Origin of the sequence: Arthrobacter sp. 8AJ, assembly GCF_902506025.1 — a bacterium.
In the GTDB taxonomy this organism is placed as follows: domain Bacteria; phylum Actinomycetota; class Actinomycetes; order Actinomycetales; family Micrococcaceae; genus Arthrobacter.
Map to the genome: position 1 here is coordinate 1,733,387 of NZ_LR733289.1, position 18,989 is coordinate 1,752,375.

Here is an 18,989-nt window from a genome sequence, read left to right on the forward strand (position 1 = left end):
CCCCAGACCCCCACAAGCAAAGGTCCCATCATGAGCACCCCTGTCCCAGCCCGCGACGCACTGCAGCCCGGCGGCACGCCTGCCGCACCCACCGGCCTGCTGCCCCGCCTGGCGGCCGAGGCCTTTGGCAGCCTTTTCCTGGCGGTGGCTGGCCTGGGCGTGCCTCTGTTCAGTATTCCGCAGTCCAGCCCGGTCCCCTCCGCACTGGCTGCCGGCCTGGCCGTTACCGCCGCCATGCTGGCCTTCGGACATATCTCCGGCGGCCACTTCAACCCTGCCGTCACCCTGGGGCACCTCCTGGCCGGGCGGATCCGGGCCGGCGCGGCCGCCGCCTACGCTGCCGCCCAGCTCGTCGGGGCCCTGGTGGGCGCCCTGGCCCTGTTCGGCATCCTGCGCACGCTGCCCAGCATCCCGGACAGCCGCACCGCCTTCGATACCGTGGCCGCGGGCTTCGGTGAGCACTCCATCATCCAGGCGCCCCTCGCCGCCGTCGTCCTCCTGGAACTGCTGGGTGCCGCCATCATCGTGGCTGTCTTCCTGGGAGCCTCCGGCCGTGACGGAGGCGCCCGCACGGTGGCGCCCGTCGCCGTCGGCCTGTCATTTGCCGCCCTGCTGCAGGTGGGCCAGTCGGTGGGAAACCTGCCGTTCAACCCCGCACGTGCCGTTGCGTCCGCCGTCTTCAGCTCCGGCTGGGCCGTGGAGCAGCTGTGGGTCTTCCTGGTGGCGCCGCTGGCCGGCGCTGCCATCGCGGGGCTGGTGTTCCGGATCGGCGAGGTGACAGGTTCCCCTGCACCCGTTGCCGACGTGGAGGCTGCCGGGCATGACACCGGCGCTGACGATGACGCCGATGATGACGCCGACGCTGTTGCCGTGAATGAGCCTGCCGCTGCGGCGGCTGCCCGCCAGGAGAAAGCCCGCGGTGTCAGCGAGGCACAGGAGTTCTTTGACGGCAAAAGGTCCTGAGCGCTGTTTGCCGCGGCGTTTTTCTGCACTGTCAGTGGCTGCCGATAGCTTAGGAACATGCGGTTACTTCACACCTCGGACTGGCACCTGGGCCGTTCCTTCCACGGCGTCGGAATGCTGGATGCCCAGCGGGCCTTCGTTGACCAGTTGGTGGCGGCGGTTGAGCGGGACAGCGTCGACGTCGTCCTGATCGCCGGCGACGTCTATGACCGGGCGCTCCCGGGCGTGGACGTGGTCCACCTTCTTGACGACGCCCTGGTCCGGCTCACTGCCGCAGGCGCGAAAGTGGTCCTCACCAGCGGCAACCACGACTCCGCCATCCGCCTGGGGTTCGCCTCCCGGCTGCTGGAACGCGGGGGAGTGCACCTGCGCACCAGGGTGGAGGACCTGGACCAGCCCCTGCTGCTGCCGCTGGGAACGGATGCGGCCGGGAAGGAGGCGACGCTGGCGCTCTACGGCATCCCGTGGCTTGAGCCCAGGATGGTCGCCGAACAGCTGGGGGTGGAAACGGCAAGCCATTTCGAGGTCACCCGCGCCGCAACCGCGCTGATCCGGGAAGACATCGCCCGGCGCGCCGCGTCTGGCACCGTCCACTCAGTGGTCCTGGCCCATACCTTCGCCAGCGGAGGCATCAGTTCAGACAGCGAGCGGGACCTCAGCATTGGCGGCGTGGGAGCTGTTCCTTTGGACCTCTTCGACGGGTTCAGCTATACCGCGCTGGGCCACCTGCATGGCCGGCAGACGCTGTCCGGTCCCGTCAGGTATTCGGGGTCGCCGCTGGCCTATTCCTTTTCGGAGTCCACGCACCAGAAGGGCGCCTGGCTGGTGGAGATCGGCCCGGAGGGCGTCGCGTCGGTGGCGGAAGTCCTCTGGGAGGCCCCGCGTTCGCTGGCCGTTCTCCGCGGACCGCTGGAGGAACTCCTGGGGGATCCGGCCCATGCCTGGGCTGAAGCCGCCTATTGCCAGGTCACCCTTACCGATTCCCAGCGCCCCACCCGTGCTATGGAGCGGCTCCGCGCCAGGTTCCCTGACACGCTGGTCCTTGCCTTTGATCCCCAGGGCGCCACTGCCGCCACGGAGGCCAGCTACAGCAGCAGGCTTGCAGGCGCCCCGGACGACCTCGCCGTCTGCTGCGGATTCCTGGACCACGTGCGGGGAAGGAGCGCCGACCCGGCGGAAAAGACCGCGCTCGCGGCCGCGCTGGAGAACGTCAGGCTCCTGGAGGTGTCGCGGTGAGGATCCACCATCTGCGCATTTCGGCGTTCGGGCCCTTTGCCGGAACCGAGGACATCGATTTTGACCGGCTCAGCGCACACGGACTGTTCCTGCTGAACGGGCCCACCGGCGCCGGCAAAACCAGCGTGCTTGATGCCATCTGCTTTGCGCTCTACGGCTCCGTTCCGGGGGCACGGCAGGACGGCAAGCGGCTGCGCAGCGACCATGCCGAGCCCGGGCAGGAACCCGCCGTCACCTGTGAATTTTCCGCCCAGGGCCGCCGCTTCGAAGTGACCCGGTCCCCGGCGTGGGAGAAGCCCAGCACCCGCGGGAAGAACGGCTTCACGGGCCAGCAGGCCAAGACGCTGCTCCGCGAACGGGTGGGCGGGGCCTGGGTGGAGAAGTCTGCCCGCAATGATGAAGCGGGCGCGGAGATCATGGCCTTGTTGGGCATGGACCGCGAACAGTTCACCCGGGTGGTGATGCTGCCGCAGGGTGATTTCGCTGCCTTCCTTCGCTCCAAGGCTGCTGACCGGCTGGACCTGCTGCAGAAGCTTTTCGGTACCCAGAGGTTTGAAGCCCTGGAACAGGAACTGTCCCGGCAGGCCGCCGCCGCGCGGGAGGACGTGGCCGTGCTGTCCGGCCAACTCGGCATCCTGGCCGCGCGTGCCGAAACCGAGGCCGCCCCGCTCCAGCTTCCCGAGGAGGAGGCCCCGCCGGCGGACGATATTCCCCGCCGCCTTGATTGGCTGCAGGCGTCTGCTGCCGTGCGCCTGGTGGAACTCACGGAGCAGGCCGCCGCCGCTGAGGCTGTGAACCAGGCGCGCCGCACAGAGGCTGAGCAGGAGGCTGCCCGCCATGAACGGCACCGCAAACTCGCAGCCGCGACAGCACGGCAAAAGGCCGTCGAGGCAGGGGCGGCGCAGCGGGAACAAACCAGCGCCCGGCTTGGGCGGCACCGCCAGGCAGAGGTTCTTCACGGGCAACTGCAGGCTGTGGACGCTGCAGCTGCCAAAGTCCGTGCCGCCGCCGCGGCCGCCGAATCAGCCATGACGTTGCTCCGCCTGGCCGCCGGGGACGGCGGCGAACTGGCCCAGCTCGGCAGTGGACCGGCAGAGAGTGCCGATGCCAGCCCCGGAACCGCAAAAGACGCCTGGGGGAGCATGCCGGCGGCTCCGGAGGAACTGGGCCGCCTGCGATCGCTGCTGGCCGTCGTCGAGGCACGGCTGCCCGACGAGGACAGGTTCCAGGAGCTGCGGAAGCGGCACCAAGGCCTCACCGGCAGGCTGGGTGAGCTGGAGCTCGCCGTGGAGACACTGGGCCGGCGCACCGAGCGCCTGGTGGCGGAACGCGAACAGCTGGTCAACGGCATGGACCAGCTGGAGGCCCGTTCGGTGGAAGCTGCGCTGCGGCGCAAGGAAGCTGCTGCGGCGGCGGAGCTGCTGGACGTCGTCCGGCGGCACGGGACAGCCATCGAACGCAGGGACCGGGTCAAGAGCCGCCACGGCGACTCGCGGGAGAACCTCCTCGAGGCCAAACGCCGCTGGCTGGACCTGCGGGAGGAACGGCTGGCCAACGCTGCATCGGAACTGGCAGCGGGGCTGGTTGCCGGGGAACCCTGCCCCGTCTGCGGAAGCGGACATCATCCCGGCCCGGCGGATGCGGGAACCGGAGGCCCGGCCCTGGCCCAGGATGAGGAACGGGCCCACGGTCTGTACGAAGCCGCCGAGGCAGCCCATGCCCTGGTCGCCGCAGACCTTGCCGAGGCAGAGCAGGCAGTGGCGGTCCTCGCCGGTCAAGGTGGGACTACCCCCGTGCAGGAGGCCCGCTCCGGCGCGGAGGAGGCCCTTGCTGCGGCGGCGGACGCCGAGCAGGCTGCGGAGGAGCTGCAGGACAGGCGGCAGCGGCTGGACGCCCTGGACGCCGCCCTTACCCAGGCGCGGGCCACGCTGTCCGAAACGGAAGTGGAGCTGTCCCGGACGGCAGCGTCCCTTGCCGACCTGGCCGAACAGATTGCGTCGCTGGACACGGCGCTTACCGGCCTCCGGGGCGGCCACCGCAGCCTGGAACGCCGGCTGCGGGCACTTGAGGAGGCCGTGGCTGTACTGGACAAAGCCGTCGAAGCGCAGGCGCGGCTGGATATGGCCCGGCTGCAGGCCGCCGAAGCACAGGAACACCTGGAACTGGCCCTGCCAGATGCCGGCTTCGCAAGCGCCGACGATGCCCGCAGCCAGCTCCTCGGGCCCGCTGAACTGGCAGCCCTCGAGTCCGCCGTCCGTGCAGCCCAGGACGAGGCAGCCCGCGTGGCAGGGCTGTTTGAGTCGGAGGACATTGTGCTCGCCCTGGACGAAGCCGCCGGCGGCTTCACAGCGGATGAGGAGCGGCTGGCGGCGCTGCGCCTGGACGCGGCGACAGCCAGGAATGTGGCGCGCGAAGCCGATCTGGCTGCCGGCATGGCTGCCCGCTGCCTGGCGTCGTTGAAGTCCATCGCCGCCGAATATGCAGCGCTGGCCGGCTCCTCGCGCGAGCCGGCGGAGCGTGCGCAGATGCTTGCCGGGTTGGCCGATGCCGCCGCTGGCCGGGGCGAAAACACTTACCGGATGAGCCTGACCAGCTACGTGCTGGCCGCGCGGCTGGAGCAGGTGGCCCTCGCGGCCTCCGAACGCCTGGTGGCCATGAGCGACGGCCGCTATCTTCTCCAGCACACTGACGCCAAGGCAGCCCGCGGAGCAAAGTCAGGGCTGGGCCTGGAAGTAGTGGACCAGTGGACGGGATTCCGCCGGGACACCTCCACGCTGTCCGGAGGCGAATCCTTCATGGCCTCCCTCTCGCTGGCCCTGGGCCTCGCGGACGTGGTCCAGCAGGAATCCGGGGGCGTGGAAATCGAAACCCTGTTCGTTGACGAGGGCTTCGGGAGCCTGGACGACCAGTCCCTGGAGCAGGTCATGGATGCCCTCGAAGGACTCCGCGACGGCGGGAGGGTCGTGGGACTGGTCAGCCACGTGGCCGAAATGAAACAGCGGATCGGCACCCAGCTGCAGGTGGTCAAGAACCGGAACGGCTCAACCCTGCGGATCTCCGAAAGCCTCGACGCCCTCCTCTGACAAACCCCTGCCTATCCTCTGCCCAACCCCTGACGGGGGCCGATATACTGATCGGTGTTACCGGGTTGCGCGCATCGGGAGGAGGGACGATGCGCACGTACTGAACGAGCCCCGACGTGACACCACAAACCACCCCCTCATCCACCGGCACCGCCCCTGTCCAGGCATCTCCATCCCGGGAAACCCTTGACCCGGACATGGCGGAAGCGGCAGCGCGGGGACGCTTTACCCGCCTTCCTCAACTGGCCGGCAGGGGTTTCATTCCCCTGGGCCTCTTTGCGCGGCTTCCCCTGGCCATGCTGGCCATGGGCACGCTCACCCTGGCCACATCCGCCAGCGGCTCCTTTGCGGCCGGTGGAGCCGCAGCAGGCGCAGTGGGCATCGGGTCCGCGTTGGGGGCTCCCGTGCTGGGATCCCTTGCGGACAGGCGGGGACAGCGGCCGGTCCTGTTGCTGGCGGCCGTACTCAACACAGTGGCCGTGCTGGCCCTGGTCCTCGCCGCCCATACCGCTGGCGTTTCGGGCGGTTTCCTGCCCGCTGTCCTCGCGGCTGCCTTCGCGGCCGGTGCCACCTGCCCACAGGTGGGGCCCCTGGCCCGGGTCAGGTGGATGTCGCTCACGGCCGACGCCGGAGATCCAACGGCACCATCCGGTGGGGCTGCCCGTGACCTGGACACAGCGCTTTCCTACGAGAGTACGGCCGACGAGGTGACTTTTGTCCTGGGACCAGCCCTGGTGGGGATCCTGGCCAGCCTTGTGGCGCCGTGGCTTCCGCTGGTCCTGGCAGCGGCGATGACCATCATTTTGGTGCCTCTCTTCGCCGTTCATCCAACCCACCGGGCTGTCCCCGCCAGCCGGCCGGCGGCACGCGGGACCCGCAAGGATGCTGCGCAGGGCACCAAGCTGCCGTGGACCGTGGCACTGCCCGTCCTTGCCATGGCCTGCATGGGCACATTCTTTGGTTCCACCCAGGCCGCCCTGAGCGCCTTCTCTGCCGGGCTTGCCGGCGCGGAAATCGCCGGGCTGCTGTATGCCGTCATGGGCCTCAGTTCCGCCGCCGCGGCGCTCTCGGTTGCATACTGGCCGCGCCGTGCGGGACTGGCGCTGCGCTGGGTGTCCTGCGCGGTCCTGATGGCAGGTCTCGCGGTCCTGCTGCTGGTACCGTCATCGCTGCCCATGATGGCGGCAGTCCTGCTGGTCCTGGGACTCCCGGTGGGTCCCGTCATGGTCACGGTCTTCGCCGTGGGCGGGAAAGTGGCACCCGCCGGCAGGCTCGGCACCGTGATGACTGCGCTGGCCAGCGGCATTGTCGCCGGTACAGCCATCGGGTCCTCTGTTGGGGGACAGCTGGCCCAGCTCCAGGGGGCCGGGGCCGCGTTCCTCGTCCCGGTCTTCGCGGCGGCGGCGCTGGCCGTGCTCGGCGCGGGAACCGCCGTCGTCCTCCGCCGCAAAGCCTGACACGGCACGTCCCTGCGGGCGGCGCCGGTCCGCTGCGGCGTTACTCCGGCAGAGCGGTTACGCCAGCTGGCGCTCGATCCTCGCCGCACTTTCGGCGATGGCAGCTCCCACGGCATCCGGATCATGGGCGGAACGGATATAGACCACTGCAAGTGCAGCCGGACGCCCACCCGGCACCCGGACCGGTGCTGCCAGCGATGAGACCCCGGCGATCACCTCGTCGTGGCTGGCCGAGTAGCCTTTCCGGCGTGCCTCCGCAGCCTCCGGGCGGTACGGCACTCCGGTGGCCAACCGGTCCCATTCCTCCTCCGAGAGGGCGGACTGGATGGCGATCCCGGGGGCACCGGCATTGATGGGGTGGCGTGTGCCCGGGTGCTGGGCAACGGTTGCGCCGGAATGCCTCGGCTCGACCGTGACGAGCGTAATGCAGTCATGGTGGTCCCACACCGCCACGAATGCAGTCATGTTCAGGGAGTTCGCCAGCTGGGTAAGTTCGGGCAACGCGGCGCTCTGCAGGTTGCGCGACACGCCCCGTGCCAGGACCGCCAGGCCGGGGCCCGGCTGGACCCGTCCGGCATCATCGCGTACCAGCAGCGAATGGTCTTCGAGGGTGCGCAGGATCCGGTAAGCCACCGACCGGTGGACACCCATGGCATCGGCAAGCTCAGCGATGGTCAGCGGGCCAGGGGCGGCTGCCAGGATTTCGAGGGCGCGGATGCCGCGCGAGAGGGTCTGGGACGGCGAAGCCTGTGCCGCAGCTCCCGTCCCGGCTGCGGCTGCTGGAGGAGTCATGATGTCCATCCTAGGTTGGCGGCCCCGGAGTTTTATGACTCTTGTCCCAGCCACTCGCTGCCGGTAATGTCCTCTATACGAACTTGCAGTTCAAATATAGAACTTCTGTTCCGGTTGCCGTTCACCGCAAATATTGACCATTCCGTGTCCCGCATCACACTTTCCGTAGTACCCTACTAACTAACTGACCGTTCTGTCGGTAATTCTGAAGGCGTACGGGCAGCACTGCTGCCCAATGAACAATGGAGTTTCAATGACCACACCTTCCAAGGTGGATACGCTCGCCGGTCCCAGCAGCCGGCGGGAGGAACGCAAGGTCCTCGCCGGCACCCTCGTCGGCACCACGATCGAGTGGTACGACTTCTTCATCTTTGCCCAGCTGACCGCAACGCTGCTGTCACCGCTCTTCCTGGCACCCCTGAACGAGTCCAACCCGGGCCTGGCGCAGATCCTTTCCTTTGCCCTCATCGGGATCAGCTTCCTGTTCCGCCCCCTCGGCGCAGTTATCGCCGGGCACCTGGGTGACCGCCTGGGGCGGAAGGCAATGCTGGTCTTCACCCTCGTGATGATGGGCGCGGCCACCGCCCTCATCGGCATGCTGCCCACCTACGCGCAGATCGGCGCCTGGGCCCCCGTGCTGCTGATCCTGCTGCGGGTTATCCAGGGCTTCTCGGCCGGCGGTGAATGGGGCGGAGCCGCCCTCATGGCCGTCGAGCATGCGCCGGTCAACCGGCGCGGCCTCTTCGGTGCCTACCCGCAGATCGGCGTGCCCGTGGGCATGATCCTCGCCACCGGCCTCCTGTTCTTCCTCAATACCGGCATGTCCAAGGAAGACTTCGCTGCCTGGGGCTGGCGTGTGCCGTTCCTGCTCTCCATCGTCCTGATCGTGGTGGGCTACCTCATCCGCCGCGCCGTCGCCGAGAGCCCGGTCTTCCAGGAGATGGCCCTGCGGAAGAAGGAAAGCAAAGCACCGCTGGGTGAGCTGGTCCGGAACCACAAGCTGCCCGTCCTGTACTCCACCCTGATCTTCATCGGCAACAACGCAGCGGGCTACCTGCTGATTGCGTTCTTCATCTCCTATGCCACCAAGACCCTGAAGATGCCCACGCCGCAGATCCTCCTGGCCACCACACTGGCGTCCTTCGGCTGGCTGATCTTCACCCTGGTAGGCGGATGGCTGTCCGACCGCATTGGCCGCGTCAAGACCTTCCTGATCGGCTACGCCATTGTCTTTGCGTGGATGATCCCCATGTTTGCCCTGATCGACACAAAGGACATCATGCTTTACGGCGTCGCCCTGTTCGTCCTGACGATCGGCCTGGGCCTGTCCTACGGACCCATGTCCGCCATGTACGCAGAGATGTTCCCCGCCAACGTCCGGTACTCCGGCATCTCCATCGGGTACGCCTTCGGCGCCATCCTGGGCGGCGCCTTCGCAGCAACCATCGCGGAGACCCTGCTGCAGTCCACCAAATGGACCGGTTCGATCGGTATCTACATCATGATCCTCTGCGTCATTTCCGCCGTCGGCGTGGTGCTGGCCAAGGAGACCAAGGGCCGCCCGCTCGGCGTCAGCAGCCACCACTGATCCCACCGGCACCCTGACCCCGCCAAGGTCAGCGAAGCCGCATGCACCAGCAGCCCGGACCGCCTGGTCCGGGCTGCTGGTGCATGCGGGGTAAGTCTGCCGACTGCCCGGGAGGTCCGTGCCGCCTAGACGCCCAGGAATGAAATGGCGGCCTGCTTGAACGCCCTGCTGGTGATGGCGTTGGTGTGGTTCCGGCCGGGCAGGACCAGTTGCTCGGCCATGGAGCCGGCACTTCGGGCCAGTTCGGCGAGCCTGGGCAGGGTGTGGGCCCGCTCGTCCTTGTCGCCCACCACCAGCAGCATGGGAACGTGGGGTACCGCTTCGGAGGGGTCGTAGGGTTCCGCTTTGATGGCCTCCACCAGGGACAGCAGGGCGAAGATGTTGTTGCTCGGCAGCAGCAGGGCCATTTTGAGCAGCTGGGCGGTGGATTCGTCGTTGATCGGCGTGCCGTCCGCCAGGTAGTCCTGGGCGGCCCGAAGGTCGAATGCGGCCAGGGGGTCGGCGTCGTTGGGCCCGCCGAGCACCAGCCGGTGCACCAACTCGGGCTGGGTCGCGGCGAACTCCCACGCGAGCCGGGACCCCAGGGAATAACCCACTACGTCCAGCCCGCTGGCAGGGTCGCCGTCGTGCAGGGGGCGCGCTCCGGCGTCGAACGCTGCCTGGAGCAGGTCCGCCCTGATTTTGCTGGGGGAGTAGGAATCCCGGTCCTCCGGCGCGCCGCTGCGGCCGTGGCCCGGCAGGTCAATGGTAATAACCCGGCGGCCGGCGTCAAGAAGGGCCGACACCCAGCCGGTGTCCTCCCAGTTGAGTTTGGAGGAGGAGGAAAAGCCGTGCAGCAGAAGGACCGGCCGGAGGCCGGCGTCGCTGGCGGGTTCATGGACCGCCACGTACAGCTGCGGGTCGGTCCCTTCAACGGTGTGCGCCTGCTGCTGTCCGGTGTGCCTGCCGCTCATGGTGTCAGTTCCCCAATCAGGTACGGCGCCTGGGCGGGCCCGGCGCGTCGGTGCGTCTTCCTTGGAAAGGTACGCTCCACTCTACCTGTTGGCGGCCCGGTTCCTGGCGGTCAGCCGGGCCCCGGCGGCGCACGCCAGCGCAATTCCGGCGATCAGGGCGAAGGTGCTGAAGAGCTGGATGCGGCTGCCCTCGGCGCTGAAACCGACGGCGAAGATGAGTCCCAGCAGGACCAGGCCCAGGATGGTCAGGCCGGGGAAGCCCCGCATCCGCAGGGGCAGCGCGGTGCCGTCCCGGTCTGCCCGCCGGCGAAGGATCAGCTGGGAGACCAGTGCACTGCCCCACACCACCAGGCACGTGGAACCCACCAGCTGGAAGAGGGCCGGCAGGATCCGTTCCGGGAACAACAGCTCCAGGACAGTGGCGATGAAACCGAAGGCCACGGAGACTGCGACCGCGAGCAGCGGCACGCCGGCATTGTTGAGCCGGGTGAGGACGCGGGGCGCCTCCCCCCGCTGCGAGAGCGAATACACCATGCGGGAGGCGCCGTAGAGGTTCGCGTTCAGCGCCGAGAGGAGTGCGACGACGGCCACGAGGGTGATGGCGGTGGAGGCGCCGGGGATCCTGGCAGCGTCCAGCACGCCGGCGAAGGGCGAGGCAAGGCTCTTGGACGTGGCGGGAAGCACGGCGGCAATGACAAAGACCGAGCCGATGTAGAACACCAGGATTCGCCACACCACGGTCCGGATGGCCTTGCCGACGCTGCGCTCGGGATCCTCGGTTTCGGCCGCGGCCACGGAGACGATCTCCGTCCCGCCGAACGCGAAGATCACCACGAACAGGGCCGCAGCAACCCCACCCAGGCCCTGGGGGGCGAAGTTTCCGGTCAGGTTTTCCGCCCCGGGGGAGTCGACGCCGGGCAGCAGGCCCAGGAGCAGGGCGGCGCCGACTGCCAGGAACAGGACGATGACGGCCACCTTGAGGATGGCGAACCAGAACTCGAACTCACCGAAGTTCCGGACGCCGGCCAGGTTGATGCCGGTGAAGACCACCATGAACAGCAGCGCCAGCGCCCAGACCGGCACCACGGGCCAGACGGAGAAGAGCAGGCCGGCGGCACCCAGGGCCTCGGCCGCAATCACCACCACGAGCTGCAGCCACCACAGCCATCCGATGGTGGCTCCTGCCGTCCGGCCCAGCGCCCGCTCCGCGTACACGGAAAAAGCCCCGCTGGTGGGATGGGCAGCGGCCATCTCGCCCAGGGCCCACATCACCAGGATGATCAGCGTTCCGGCAACGAGGTAGGAAAGGAGCACTGCCGGACCGGCCGCCTGGACGCCGGCACCGGATCCCAGGAACAACCCCGCGCCGATGGCGCTGCCCAGCCCCATCATGGTGAGCTGCCGGGGCTTCATGCTGTGGCCGGCTGTGGCTTTGGTGGGGAATGTGGCGGACGTGGTCGCGCCGGACTTCGTCGTCATGGGGCAATGCCCCTTCTGGGGCTGGTTGGGGGTCCGGCCTCTGGGGTCCGGGGTCCTCGTGGGACCTCTTGAATTTACCGCCTCCGGATCGCGCCCGGAAATGGACGGGAAGGCGGAGGCCGCGGGATGCGGGAAGAGGTTTTTCGGAGGCGGCAGGCTGCGGCCGAGACGGGGATGCAGAAATATTTCCGTTTCGGAAGCGCCCGGCCGTAGAATTAGTTTTGGTCAAGATGACTATAACTAGGTGAAAGAACGCCAGGGGGCGGTCGAGGCTGACGGAAGGCGGTGGAGCGGGTGTACTACAGTTCGGCGAACGTTTCCGAGCGGCAGGCCGCGCCGCCGTCGCTGGCCATCTCCACGGTGATCTTCGCGCTGCGGCCCAGCGAGTCCTCAGGCCGGCCAACTTTGTGGCTTCCCCTGGTACGCCGCATCCGGGAACCCTTCAAGGGGCTGTGGGCGCTGCCGGGCGGACCCCTCAGCCACGACGAGTCCCTCCAAAGCGCCGCCGCCAGGAACCTGCAGGAGACCACGGGCCTGGCGCCCCGCTACCTGGAGCAGCTGTACGCCTTTGGCGGCCTGCACCGCTCGCCCACCCAGCGCGTTGTCTCCATCGTCTACTGGGCCCTGGTCCAGCCCACGGAGGCAGCGCTCGCGGACGAATCCGAAAACGTGAAGTGGTTCCGGGCCGACCGCCTGGGCGACCTTGCCTTCGACCACAACGCCATCGTGGACTACGCCCTCTGGCGCCTCCGCAACAAGCTGGCCTACGGCTCGGTGGCCTACCACCTGCTGGGCGAGTACTTCACGCTGGCCCAGGTCCGCGAAGTCTACGAAGCCGTCCTGGACCGCCAGCTGGACCCGGCCAACTTCCGCCGCCAACTCAAATCGACCCCGGAAATCGAAGAAACCGGGGAATACCTCCAGGGCGGGAAGCACCGTCCGCCCCGCCTCTACCGCTACACCGGCCGGCCAGGCCTTGACCCAGACAACAGGAGCACACCATGAGCAGCGTCAACACGGCAATCCAGCTGATCACGCGCGAACAGGCCGAGAAGGGCGCCGCCGCTAAGGGCAGCACCTGCAGCCCGGCGCTGGCCAAGGGCCCGTGGGACTACGACCTGGCCGAGGCACTGGCGGGCGTTCCCGCCTATGGCCCGGGTGCGTCAAGTGCCGATCCTGCTCCTGCCGGCTCCCCGCGCCAGGGCCAGCTGCCCGAGGAGTACAAGCGGGCCAGCGACGCCGAACTCGGCGAGCGGATCAGGGCCGCCAAGGCCGCCCTGGGGGAGCGGGCTGTCATCCTGGGCCACTTTTACCAGCGGGACGAGGTCATCCAGTACGCCGACTTCGTCGGTGACTCCTTCCAGCTCGCCAACGCCGCGCTGACCAGGCCGGAGGCGGAAGCCATCATCTTCTGCGGCGTCCACTTCATGGCCGAAACCGCGGACATCCTCTCTACCCCCGACCAGGCTGTCATCCTGCCCAACCTGGCCGCCGGATGCTCCATGGCCGACATGGCGGACGCGGATTCCGTGGAGGAGTGCTGGGAACAGCTCGCGGAGATCTTCGGCGCCGAGCCCGACGCCGAGGGCCGGGTCCCGGTCATTCCCGTGACCTACATGAACTCCTCCGCAGCCCTGAAGGCGTTCTGCGGTGAACACGGCGGCATCGTCTGCACCTCCTCGAATGCAAAGACGGTCTTGGAGTGGGCTTTCCAGCGGGGCCAGCGGGTCCTGTTCTTCCCCGACCAGCACCTGGGCCGCAACACGGCCAAGGCCCTGGGGGTGCCCCTGGACCAGATGCCCATGTGGAACCCCCGCAAGGACCTGGGCGGCAACGACGAACAGGCGCTCCTTGACTCCCGCGTGATCCTCTGGCACGGGTTCTGCTCCGTCCACAAGCGCTTCAGCGTGGCCCAGATCGACAAGGCCCGGGCGGACTTCCCCGGTGTCCAGGTCATCGTGCACCCGGAATGCCCCATGGAGGTGGTGGACGCCGCGGATTCCGCCGGCTCCACGGACTTCATCAAGAAGGCCATCGCCGCCGCCACCGAGCCCACCACGTTCGCCATCGGCACCGAAATCAACATGGTCAACCGGCTGGCCGCCGAGTACCCGCAGCACACCATCTTCTGCCTGGACCCGGTGATCTGCCCATGCTCCACCATGTACCGGATCCACCCCGGCTACCTCGCCTGGGTACTGGAGGAACTGGTGGCCGGCCGCGTGGTCAACCGCATCACCGTGGACCACAACGTGCAGGCCAACGCCAGGACGGCGCTTGAGCGCATGCTCGCCGCGAGGCCGTGATGACGCGCCGCCTGGCCGTCGTCGGAAGCGGCATCGCAGGGCTCTACGCCGCACTGCTTGCCACCGATGCCGGCGCGGACGTGGTGCTGCTGACCAAGGGCGCGCTGGACCACAGCAACACCTGGTACGCGCAGGGCGGCATTTCGGCCGTCCTCGCCGAACCTGCACCTGGGGACACCGTCGCCGCGCACATCGCCGACACCCTGCGCGCCGGGGCCGGCCGCTGCAATGAGGCCGCAGTCCGGCTGATGTGCACGGAGGCGCGGCGGGACATTGCCGGCCTCCAGCGCTACGGTGTTGCCTTCGATGCGGGCCACGCCGGGCCAGGGACGGCCGGGGCCACGCACGACGCCGGCCCGGCCCTTGGGCTCGAAGCAGCCCACAGTGCCCCGCGGATTCTGCACGCAGGAGGAGACGCCACAGGTGCACGCGTCGCCGCGGCACTGATCCAGGCCGTCCTCTCCCGCAGGGACGGGGGAAAGCTCACCATCCTCACGCACGCCCAGGCCACCGCCCTGGTGACCCGGGACGGGCAGGTGGCAGGAGTCCACTACCTCCAGGACGGCCGGCCCGCGGACCTGGATGCGGATGCCGTCCTGCTTGCCTCGGGGGGAGCAGGACAACTGTTTGCCCAAACCACCAACCCCGCTGTTGCCACCGCCGACGGACTGGCGCTCGCCGTCCGCGCCGGAGCGGCAGTGGCAGACCTCGAGTTCTTCCAGTTCCACCCCACGTGCCTGGTCAGCTCCGCCACGGCGCACCCGGCCCGGCTGGACGGGCCACTGCTGATCTCCGAAGCCGTCCGCGGCGAAGGAGCCATCCTGCTGGACTCCGGCGGACGCCGCTTCATGCAGGCCTACCACCCCGATGCCGAACTGGCGCCCCGCGACGTCGTATCCCGCAGCATCGCCCTCCACCTGGCCAAGCTGGGCGATCCCAACGGCCACGTCTACCTCGACGCCCGGGGTGTCGAGCAGGCCAAGGGCGCGGGCTTCCTCCGGCAAAGGTTCCCCACCCTCACCCGCAAAACCCTCGACGCCGGCATCGACTGGACCCGCGAACTGGTTCCCGTCGCTCCCGCAGCCCACTACTGGATGGGCGGCGTCACCACCGACCTCTCCGCCCGCACCACCGTCCCCGGCCTTTACGCCGCCGGGGAGGTCGCGTGCACCGGCGTCCAAGGGGCAAACCGGCTGGCCAGCAACTCCCTCCTCGAGGGACTCGTCTTCGGCCGCCGCGCTGTTGAAGACTTTCTGGAGGGCAGCTCCGCAGGTCCCTCGGCGCCTGCGCTCGCGCCTCGCACCGGCGAACGCCTCGCAAGCTCGGCGGCCGATGCGGACGCTCACGCGACAACGGCGCTTTCGGGACCTCCGAAACTGCCGCACGATTCCGCACCCCTGCCGCGAAACGCGAGTGCGCACGTCGCCGTCCCTGCTGGTTTTGAAGGTGCGGGCGGGTCTGGGCCGTTTTCCCGGGAGGCTCTACGCCGCCTCATGACCTCGCACGCCGGAGTGCTGCGCTCCGGGCAATTGTTGGCCGAGGCCGGCCGGACGCTTGAGTCCTGGGCCGCCGTCGTCCGTCCTGATGCCGTTGATTCGTGCGCTGACAATGTGGCGCAGGAGGACCGGAACCTCCTGTTGGCCGCACAGCTGCTGGTCAGCGCCGCCCTCCAGCGCGGTGAATCGCTGGGGGCGCATTACCGCAGCGATGAACCCGTCGAAACTGCCAACCTGACTTCCCTCCGCCCGAAAGCGAGCCTGCTCCATGACTGAACCCGCCGTGATCGACCAGGCAACGCCCCTGCGCCCCGGGTTGGACCTCACCCTTCCGACGGCCCCCATCCGGGACATCTTGCAACGGGCCTTCGCCGAGGACGCGCCCTCCGGCGACATCACCTCGCAGGTACTCATCCCCGCCGATGCCCGCGCCACCGCCGTCCTGAACGCCCGCGTGCCGGGCGTCCTCAGCGGAGCCACCGTCTTCCGCGACGCCATGCAGTTGGTGGACCCGGAAACGCACGTGGAGCTGCTGGTGGCGGACGGGGAAACGTTCGACGCCGGAATGCACCTCGCCCGGGTCAGCGGCACCGCCCGCTCGGTGCTGCTGGCAGAACGCGTGGCGCTCAACCTTGTCCAGCGGATGTCCGCCATCGCCACCAAGACCGCCGAATTTGTCCGGCTCGCCGACGGAACCCGGGCCCGCATCACTGATACGCGCAAGACCACCCCGGGCCTGCGCATCCTTGAACGCTTTGCGGTGCGTTGCGGCGGTGGCGCGAACCACCGCTACAGCCTCTCCGACGCCGTGCTGGCCAAGGACAACCACCTCGCCGTGATGACCGGCGGGGATCCGGCGAAACTCACCTCGCTCCTTATGGCCGCCAAGGCACAGCTGGGCCACACCACCCACTTTGAAGTCGAGGTGGACCGCATGGACCAGATCGAACCCGTGCTGGCCGCGGGCGTGGACACCATCATGCTGGACAACTTCAGCATCGAAGAGCTCAAAGCCGGGGTTGCCCTCGTGGCCGGCCGTGCCCGGGTGGAGGCCAGCGGGAATGTGAACACCGGCACGGTCGCGGCCATCGCGGCCACTGGTGTGGATGTCATCTCCGTTGGCGCACTCACCCACTCCGTGGCCGCGCTGGACCTGGGCCTCGACGTCGAACTGGCCGCCGGGTGAGGCTGCCGTGATCTTCCTTGACGCCGCCGCCACCACTCCGGTCCGCCGTGAGGTGCTGGACGCCATGTGGCCCTACCTCACCGGTGGATTCGGGAACCCCTCCAGCCACCACACCCTGGGCGAGGCAGCGGCGGCGGCTCTCGCGCAGGCGCGCAGGACCGTGGCGGATGTCCTTGGCTGCCGTCAGGGCGACGTGGTGTTCACCTCGGGTGGAACCGAAGCGGACAACCTGGCGGTGAAAGGCATTGCCCTGGCCCGGCAGGCCGCAAACCCGCTGCTGGACCGGGTGGTGATCAGCGCCGTCGAACATCCCGCCGTGGAGGAATCCGCCCGCTACCTGGAGCGCTTCCACGGCTTTGCCGTCGACGTGGTCCCGGTGGATTCAACAGGCCGCGTCACACCCGAAGCACTTGCCGGGGTGCTGCGCCCGGAAACCGCGCTGGTGAGCATCATGTACGCCAACAACGAGGTGGGAGCCATCCAGCCCATCGCCGCGCTGGCGGAACTGGCCCGCGCCCAGGGCATCCCGTTCCACACCGACGCCGTCCAGGCCGCCGGCTGGCTGCCGCTCGACACCCGCCCGCTGGGCGTGGATGCGATGAGCATCTCGGGGCACAAGCTGGGGGCGCCCAAAGGCTGCGGCCTGCTGTTCGTGCGGAGCCGTACGCGGCTGGAGCCGGTCATCCACGGCGGCGGCCAGGAGCGGGGCCGCCGGTCCGGAACGGAAAACGTTGCCGGCGCGGTGGGGCTCGCCGCCGCCCTCACGCTTGCCCGGGACCGGCAGGCAGGGGAGCAGGCAAGGGTTGCCGCGCTGCGGGACCGGTTCATTGCAGCCGTCCTGGCAAGCGTGCCGGATGCCTTCCTCACCGGGCATCCTTCCGAGCGGCTGCCATCAGTGGCGTCGTTTTGCTTCCCCGGTACCAGCGGCGAGTCGGTGCTCCTGGAGCTGGAACGCCGCGGCGTGGTCTGTTCCAGCGGCTCGGCATGCGCGGCAGGCTCGGACGCGCCGTCACCCGTCCTCACGGCCATGGGTATTCCTGCAGAGGTGGCCCAGACGGCGGTCCGCTTCAGCTTCGACGCGGCGGTGACGCAGGAGGACCTCGACGCTGCCGCGGCTGCCGTCCAGGCGGCCGTCGCCGGGGTCAGGAACCTGGGAGCGGGCCAGGGCCGGTAGCCCCGGACGACACTAGCGGTGGCGCGCGCGGCGGAAAATCCAGTGCCGCAGCATGCTGAAGCGCACGGCGGTGGCCAGGAAGCCGGAAAGCGTGGTGGCCACCAGTTCGTCACCCACGGTGGCGTCCGGGTTGAACCAGTGCAGCACGCCCAGGCTGCTGCCGGTGATCACCAAGGCCACGGCAATCACCACCAGGCCGTTGAGGTGGTCGCGGGTTCGGCGTTGCTGTCCCGCAATCTTGAAGGTCAGCCGCCGGTTCAGGGCCGTGTTCAGCAGCGATGTGAGGACCAGCGCCACGGCGTTGGCCAGCTGGGCGCCCAGCCACGGCCGCAGCAGCGCGTAAAGCCCCAGGGACGCCGCGGTGCAAATAACCCCGACGCCGGAAAAACGCAGCAGCTGCCGGATGACCGGAAAGCGCAGGACACCACGGTAGTGCCTGGTGGCGGGAAAGCGCCGGGTAGCGGTCTCCGTGGCGGCGGGTGCGGACAGGCCCTCCCTCACGCGGCGTTACCGGGGACGGCCGGCATCAGTACAGCTCGCCCACGGGAATTTCCACTGCGAGCCGGTTTGATGGCCCGGGCAGCGGGCAGGCCCACGCCTCGTTGTAGGCGCAGGAGGGGTTGTAGGCGAAGTTGAAGTCCAGCACAAAGGTGGCGCCGGGACCCGTGCCGCTGACCCCGTGGAACGCGCCCTTGATGGTGTCCAGCAGGTAGCGGCCGGCCCCATAGGTTCCACCCGGCTGGCCGGCCGTGGCGTCGCGGAACGGAACGAAGATGCCGCCGCCGTACCCATGGATCTTCCACACCCCCAGCTGGCCCATTTCCGGCAGGTCGAACGTTCCCAGCCGGACGAAGTTGACCACGCCGTCGGTTCCCGTGTCCACGCTCATCTCCCGGCCTGCACCTTCCTTGGTGAGCGGGACATGGAAGCGGTAAATCGGATCGTAGTCAGCAGTCTTGAGGCCGGAAAAGCGCGCCTTGTCCGCCGTTGTCAGGGCGGAGGCCGGGTGCGTTGCGAACATCAGGTCCCGCTGGTGGCGCCAGTACGAATGCGCCTCGGACGGGCTCTCGGCGGAGATCCGGCGGACATTGTCGTAGAGCGCAAACGTCCGCAGCCGCCAGTCGGCAATGTCCAGGGCGGAAATGTCCGCGGGATTCTCTTCGGCTGCGCCGTGCTGCTCTTCCGACATAGCCTCCAGCCTAGTCCCAGGCCGGGGTGGTAAACGTCCGACGGCGACACGCCGGGCCGGGTGCCCGGCCTGCGGCTGGGCGGGGGG

The 18,989-nt window shown here is 68.8% G+C and carries 15 protein-coding genes; 10 read left to right on the plus strand and 5 right to left on the minus strand.

What is annotated here, in order from left to right:
• Positions 1 to 30 precede the first annotated feature (30 nt).
• The 4 genes from BACI349Y_RS08055 (at position 31) to BACI349Y_RS08070 (ending at position 6,739) form a co-directional block, all read left to right on the plus strand.
• The gene (locus BACI349Y_RS08055; protein ID WP_159631676.1) at positions 31 to 963 is read left to right on the plus strand and encodes an MIP/aquaporin family protein; all 933 of its coding nucleotides are present in this window, start codon (positions 31 to 33) and stop codon (positions 961 to 963) included.
• A gap of 57 nt (positions 964 to 1,020) precedes the next feature.
• Positions 1,021 to 2,199 carry an exonuclease SbcCD subunit D gene (locus BACI349Y_RS08060; protein WP_159631677.1) on the plus strand — a complete coding sequence of 393 codons (1,179 nt, stop codon included), beginning with the start codon at positions 1,021 to 1,023 and terminating at the stop codon, positions 2,197 to 2,199.
• Positions 2,196 to 5,282 carry an AAA family ATPase gene (locus tag BACI349Y_RS08065; protein ID WP_159631678.1) on the plus strand — a complete coding sequence of 1,029 codons (3,087 nt, stop codon included), beginning with the start codon at positions 2,196 to 2,198 and terminating at the stop codon, positions 5,280 to 5,282. The genes BACI349Y_RS08060 and BACI349Y_RS08065 overlap by 4 nt, the downstream gene beginning before the upstream one ends.
• A 116-nt stretch (positions 5,283 to 5,398) precedes the next feature.
• Positions 5,399 to 6,739 carry an MFS transporter gene (locus tag BACI349Y_RS08070; protein WP_442858402.1) on the plus strand — a complete coding sequence of 447 codons (1,341 nt, stop codon included), beginning with the start codon at positions 5,399 to 5,401 and terminating at the stop codon, positions 6,737 to 6,739.
• Between the two features lie 57 nt (positions 6,740 to 6,796).
• Here the strand turns inward: BACI349Y_RS08070 and BACI349Y_RS08075 are convergent, their stop codons facing one another.
• Positions 6,797 to 7,531, minus strand: a complete 735-nt coding sequence (locus BACI349Y_RS08075; RefSeq protein ID WP_159631679.1) for an IclR family transcriptional regulator — start codon at positions 7,529 to 7,531, stop codon at positions 6,797 to 6,799.
• A 253-nt stretch (positions 7,532 to 7,784) separates the two neighbouring features.
• Between BACI349Y_RS08075 and BACI349Y_RS08080 the strand changes: the two genes are divergently transcribed.
• A complete protein-coding gene (locus tag BACI349Y_RS08080; RefSeq protein ID WP_159631680.1) occupies positions 7,785 to 9,119 on the plus strand; it encodes an MFS transporter in 1,335 nt (444 codons plus the stop codon).
• A gap of 125 nt (positions 9,120 to 9,244) precedes the next feature.
• On the opposite strand, the gene BACI349Y_RS08085 is transcribed toward BACI349Y_RS08080, so the two are convergent.
• Complete coding sequence (locus BACI349Y_RS08085; protein ID WP_159631681.1) at positions 9,245 to 10,072, minus strand: alpha/beta fold hydrolase; 828 nt, start codon at positions 10,070 to 10,072, stop codon at positions 9,245 to 9,247.
• An 81-nt stretch (positions 10,073 to 10,153) separates the two neighbouring features.
• Positions 10,154 to 11,551 (minus strand): amino acid permease, encoded by a 1,398-nt coding sequence (locus tag BACI349Y_RS08090; protein ID WP_159631682.1) that lies wholly within the window; start codon positions 11,549 to 11,551, stop codon positions 10,154 to 10,156.
• A gap of 294 nt (positions 11,552 to 11,845) precedes the next feature.
• On the opposite strand from BACI349Y_RS08090, the gene BACI349Y_RS08095 reads away from it, so the two are divergent.
• Genes BACI349Y_RS08095 through BACI349Y_RS08115 form a run of 5 tightly spaced genes read left to right on the plus strand, consistent with a single transcriptional unit; the run spans position 11,846 to position 17,713 of the window.
• The gene (locus tag BACI349Y_RS08095; protein WP_159631683.1) at positions 11,846 to 12,556 is read left to right on the plus strand and encodes an NUDIX hydrolase; all 711 of its coding nucleotides are present in this window, start codon (positions 11,846 to 11,848) and stop codon (positions 12,554 to 12,556) included.
• Positions 12,553 to 13,857, plus strand: a complete 1,305-nt coding sequence (nadA, locus tag BACI349Y_RS08100) for a quinolinate synthase NadA (protein WP_159631684.1) — start codon at positions 12,553 to 12,555, stop codon at positions 13,855 to 13,857. Before BACI349Y_RS08095 ends, nadA begins: the two co-directional genes overlap by 4 nt.
• The gene (locus BACI349Y_RS08105; protein ID WP_159631685.1) at positions 13,857 to 15,629 is read left to right on the plus strand and encodes an L-aspartate oxidase; all 1,773 of its coding nucleotides are present in this window, start codon (positions 13,857 to 13,859) and stop codon (positions 15,627 to 15,629) included. The genes nadA and BACI349Y_RS08105 overlap by 1 nt, the downstream gene beginning before the upstream one ends.
• Entirely contained in the window at positions 15,622 to 16,539 is a 918-nt protein-coding gene (gene nadC, locus BACI349Y_RS08110) for a carboxylating nicotinate-nucleotide diphosphorylase (RefSeq protein WP_159631686.1), read from the plus strand. The genes BACI349Y_RS08105 and nadC overlap by 8 nt, the downstream gene beginning before the upstream one ends.
• 7 nt (positions 16,540 to 16,546) lie before the next feature.
• Positions 16,547 to 17,713, plus strand: a complete 1,167-nt coding sequence (locus BACI349Y_RS08115; protein WP_159635382.1) for a cysteine desulfurase family protein — start codon at positions 16,547 to 16,549, stop codon at positions 17,711 to 17,713.
• 12 nt (positions 17,714 to 17,725) lie between these two features.
• Here BACI349Y_RS08115 and BACI349Y_RS08120 read toward each other — a convergent pair whose 3' ends face one another.
• Positions 17,726 to 18,214: a GtrA family protein gene (locus tag BACI349Y_RS08120; RefSeq protein WP_159631687.1), complete on the minus strand. Its 489-nt coding sequence runs from the start codon at positions 18,212 to 18,214 to the stop codon at positions 17,726 to 17,728.
• Positions 18,215 to 18,239: 25 nt separating this feature from the next.
• The gene (locus BACI349Y_RS08125; protein WP_159631688.1) at positions 18,240 to 18,902 is read right to left on the minus strand and encodes a DUF1684 domain-containing protein; all 663 of its coding nucleotides are present in this window, start codon (positions 18,900 to 18,902) and stop codon (positions 18,240 to 18,242) included.
• Between the last annotated feature and the right edge of the window lie 87 nt (positions 18,903 to 18,989).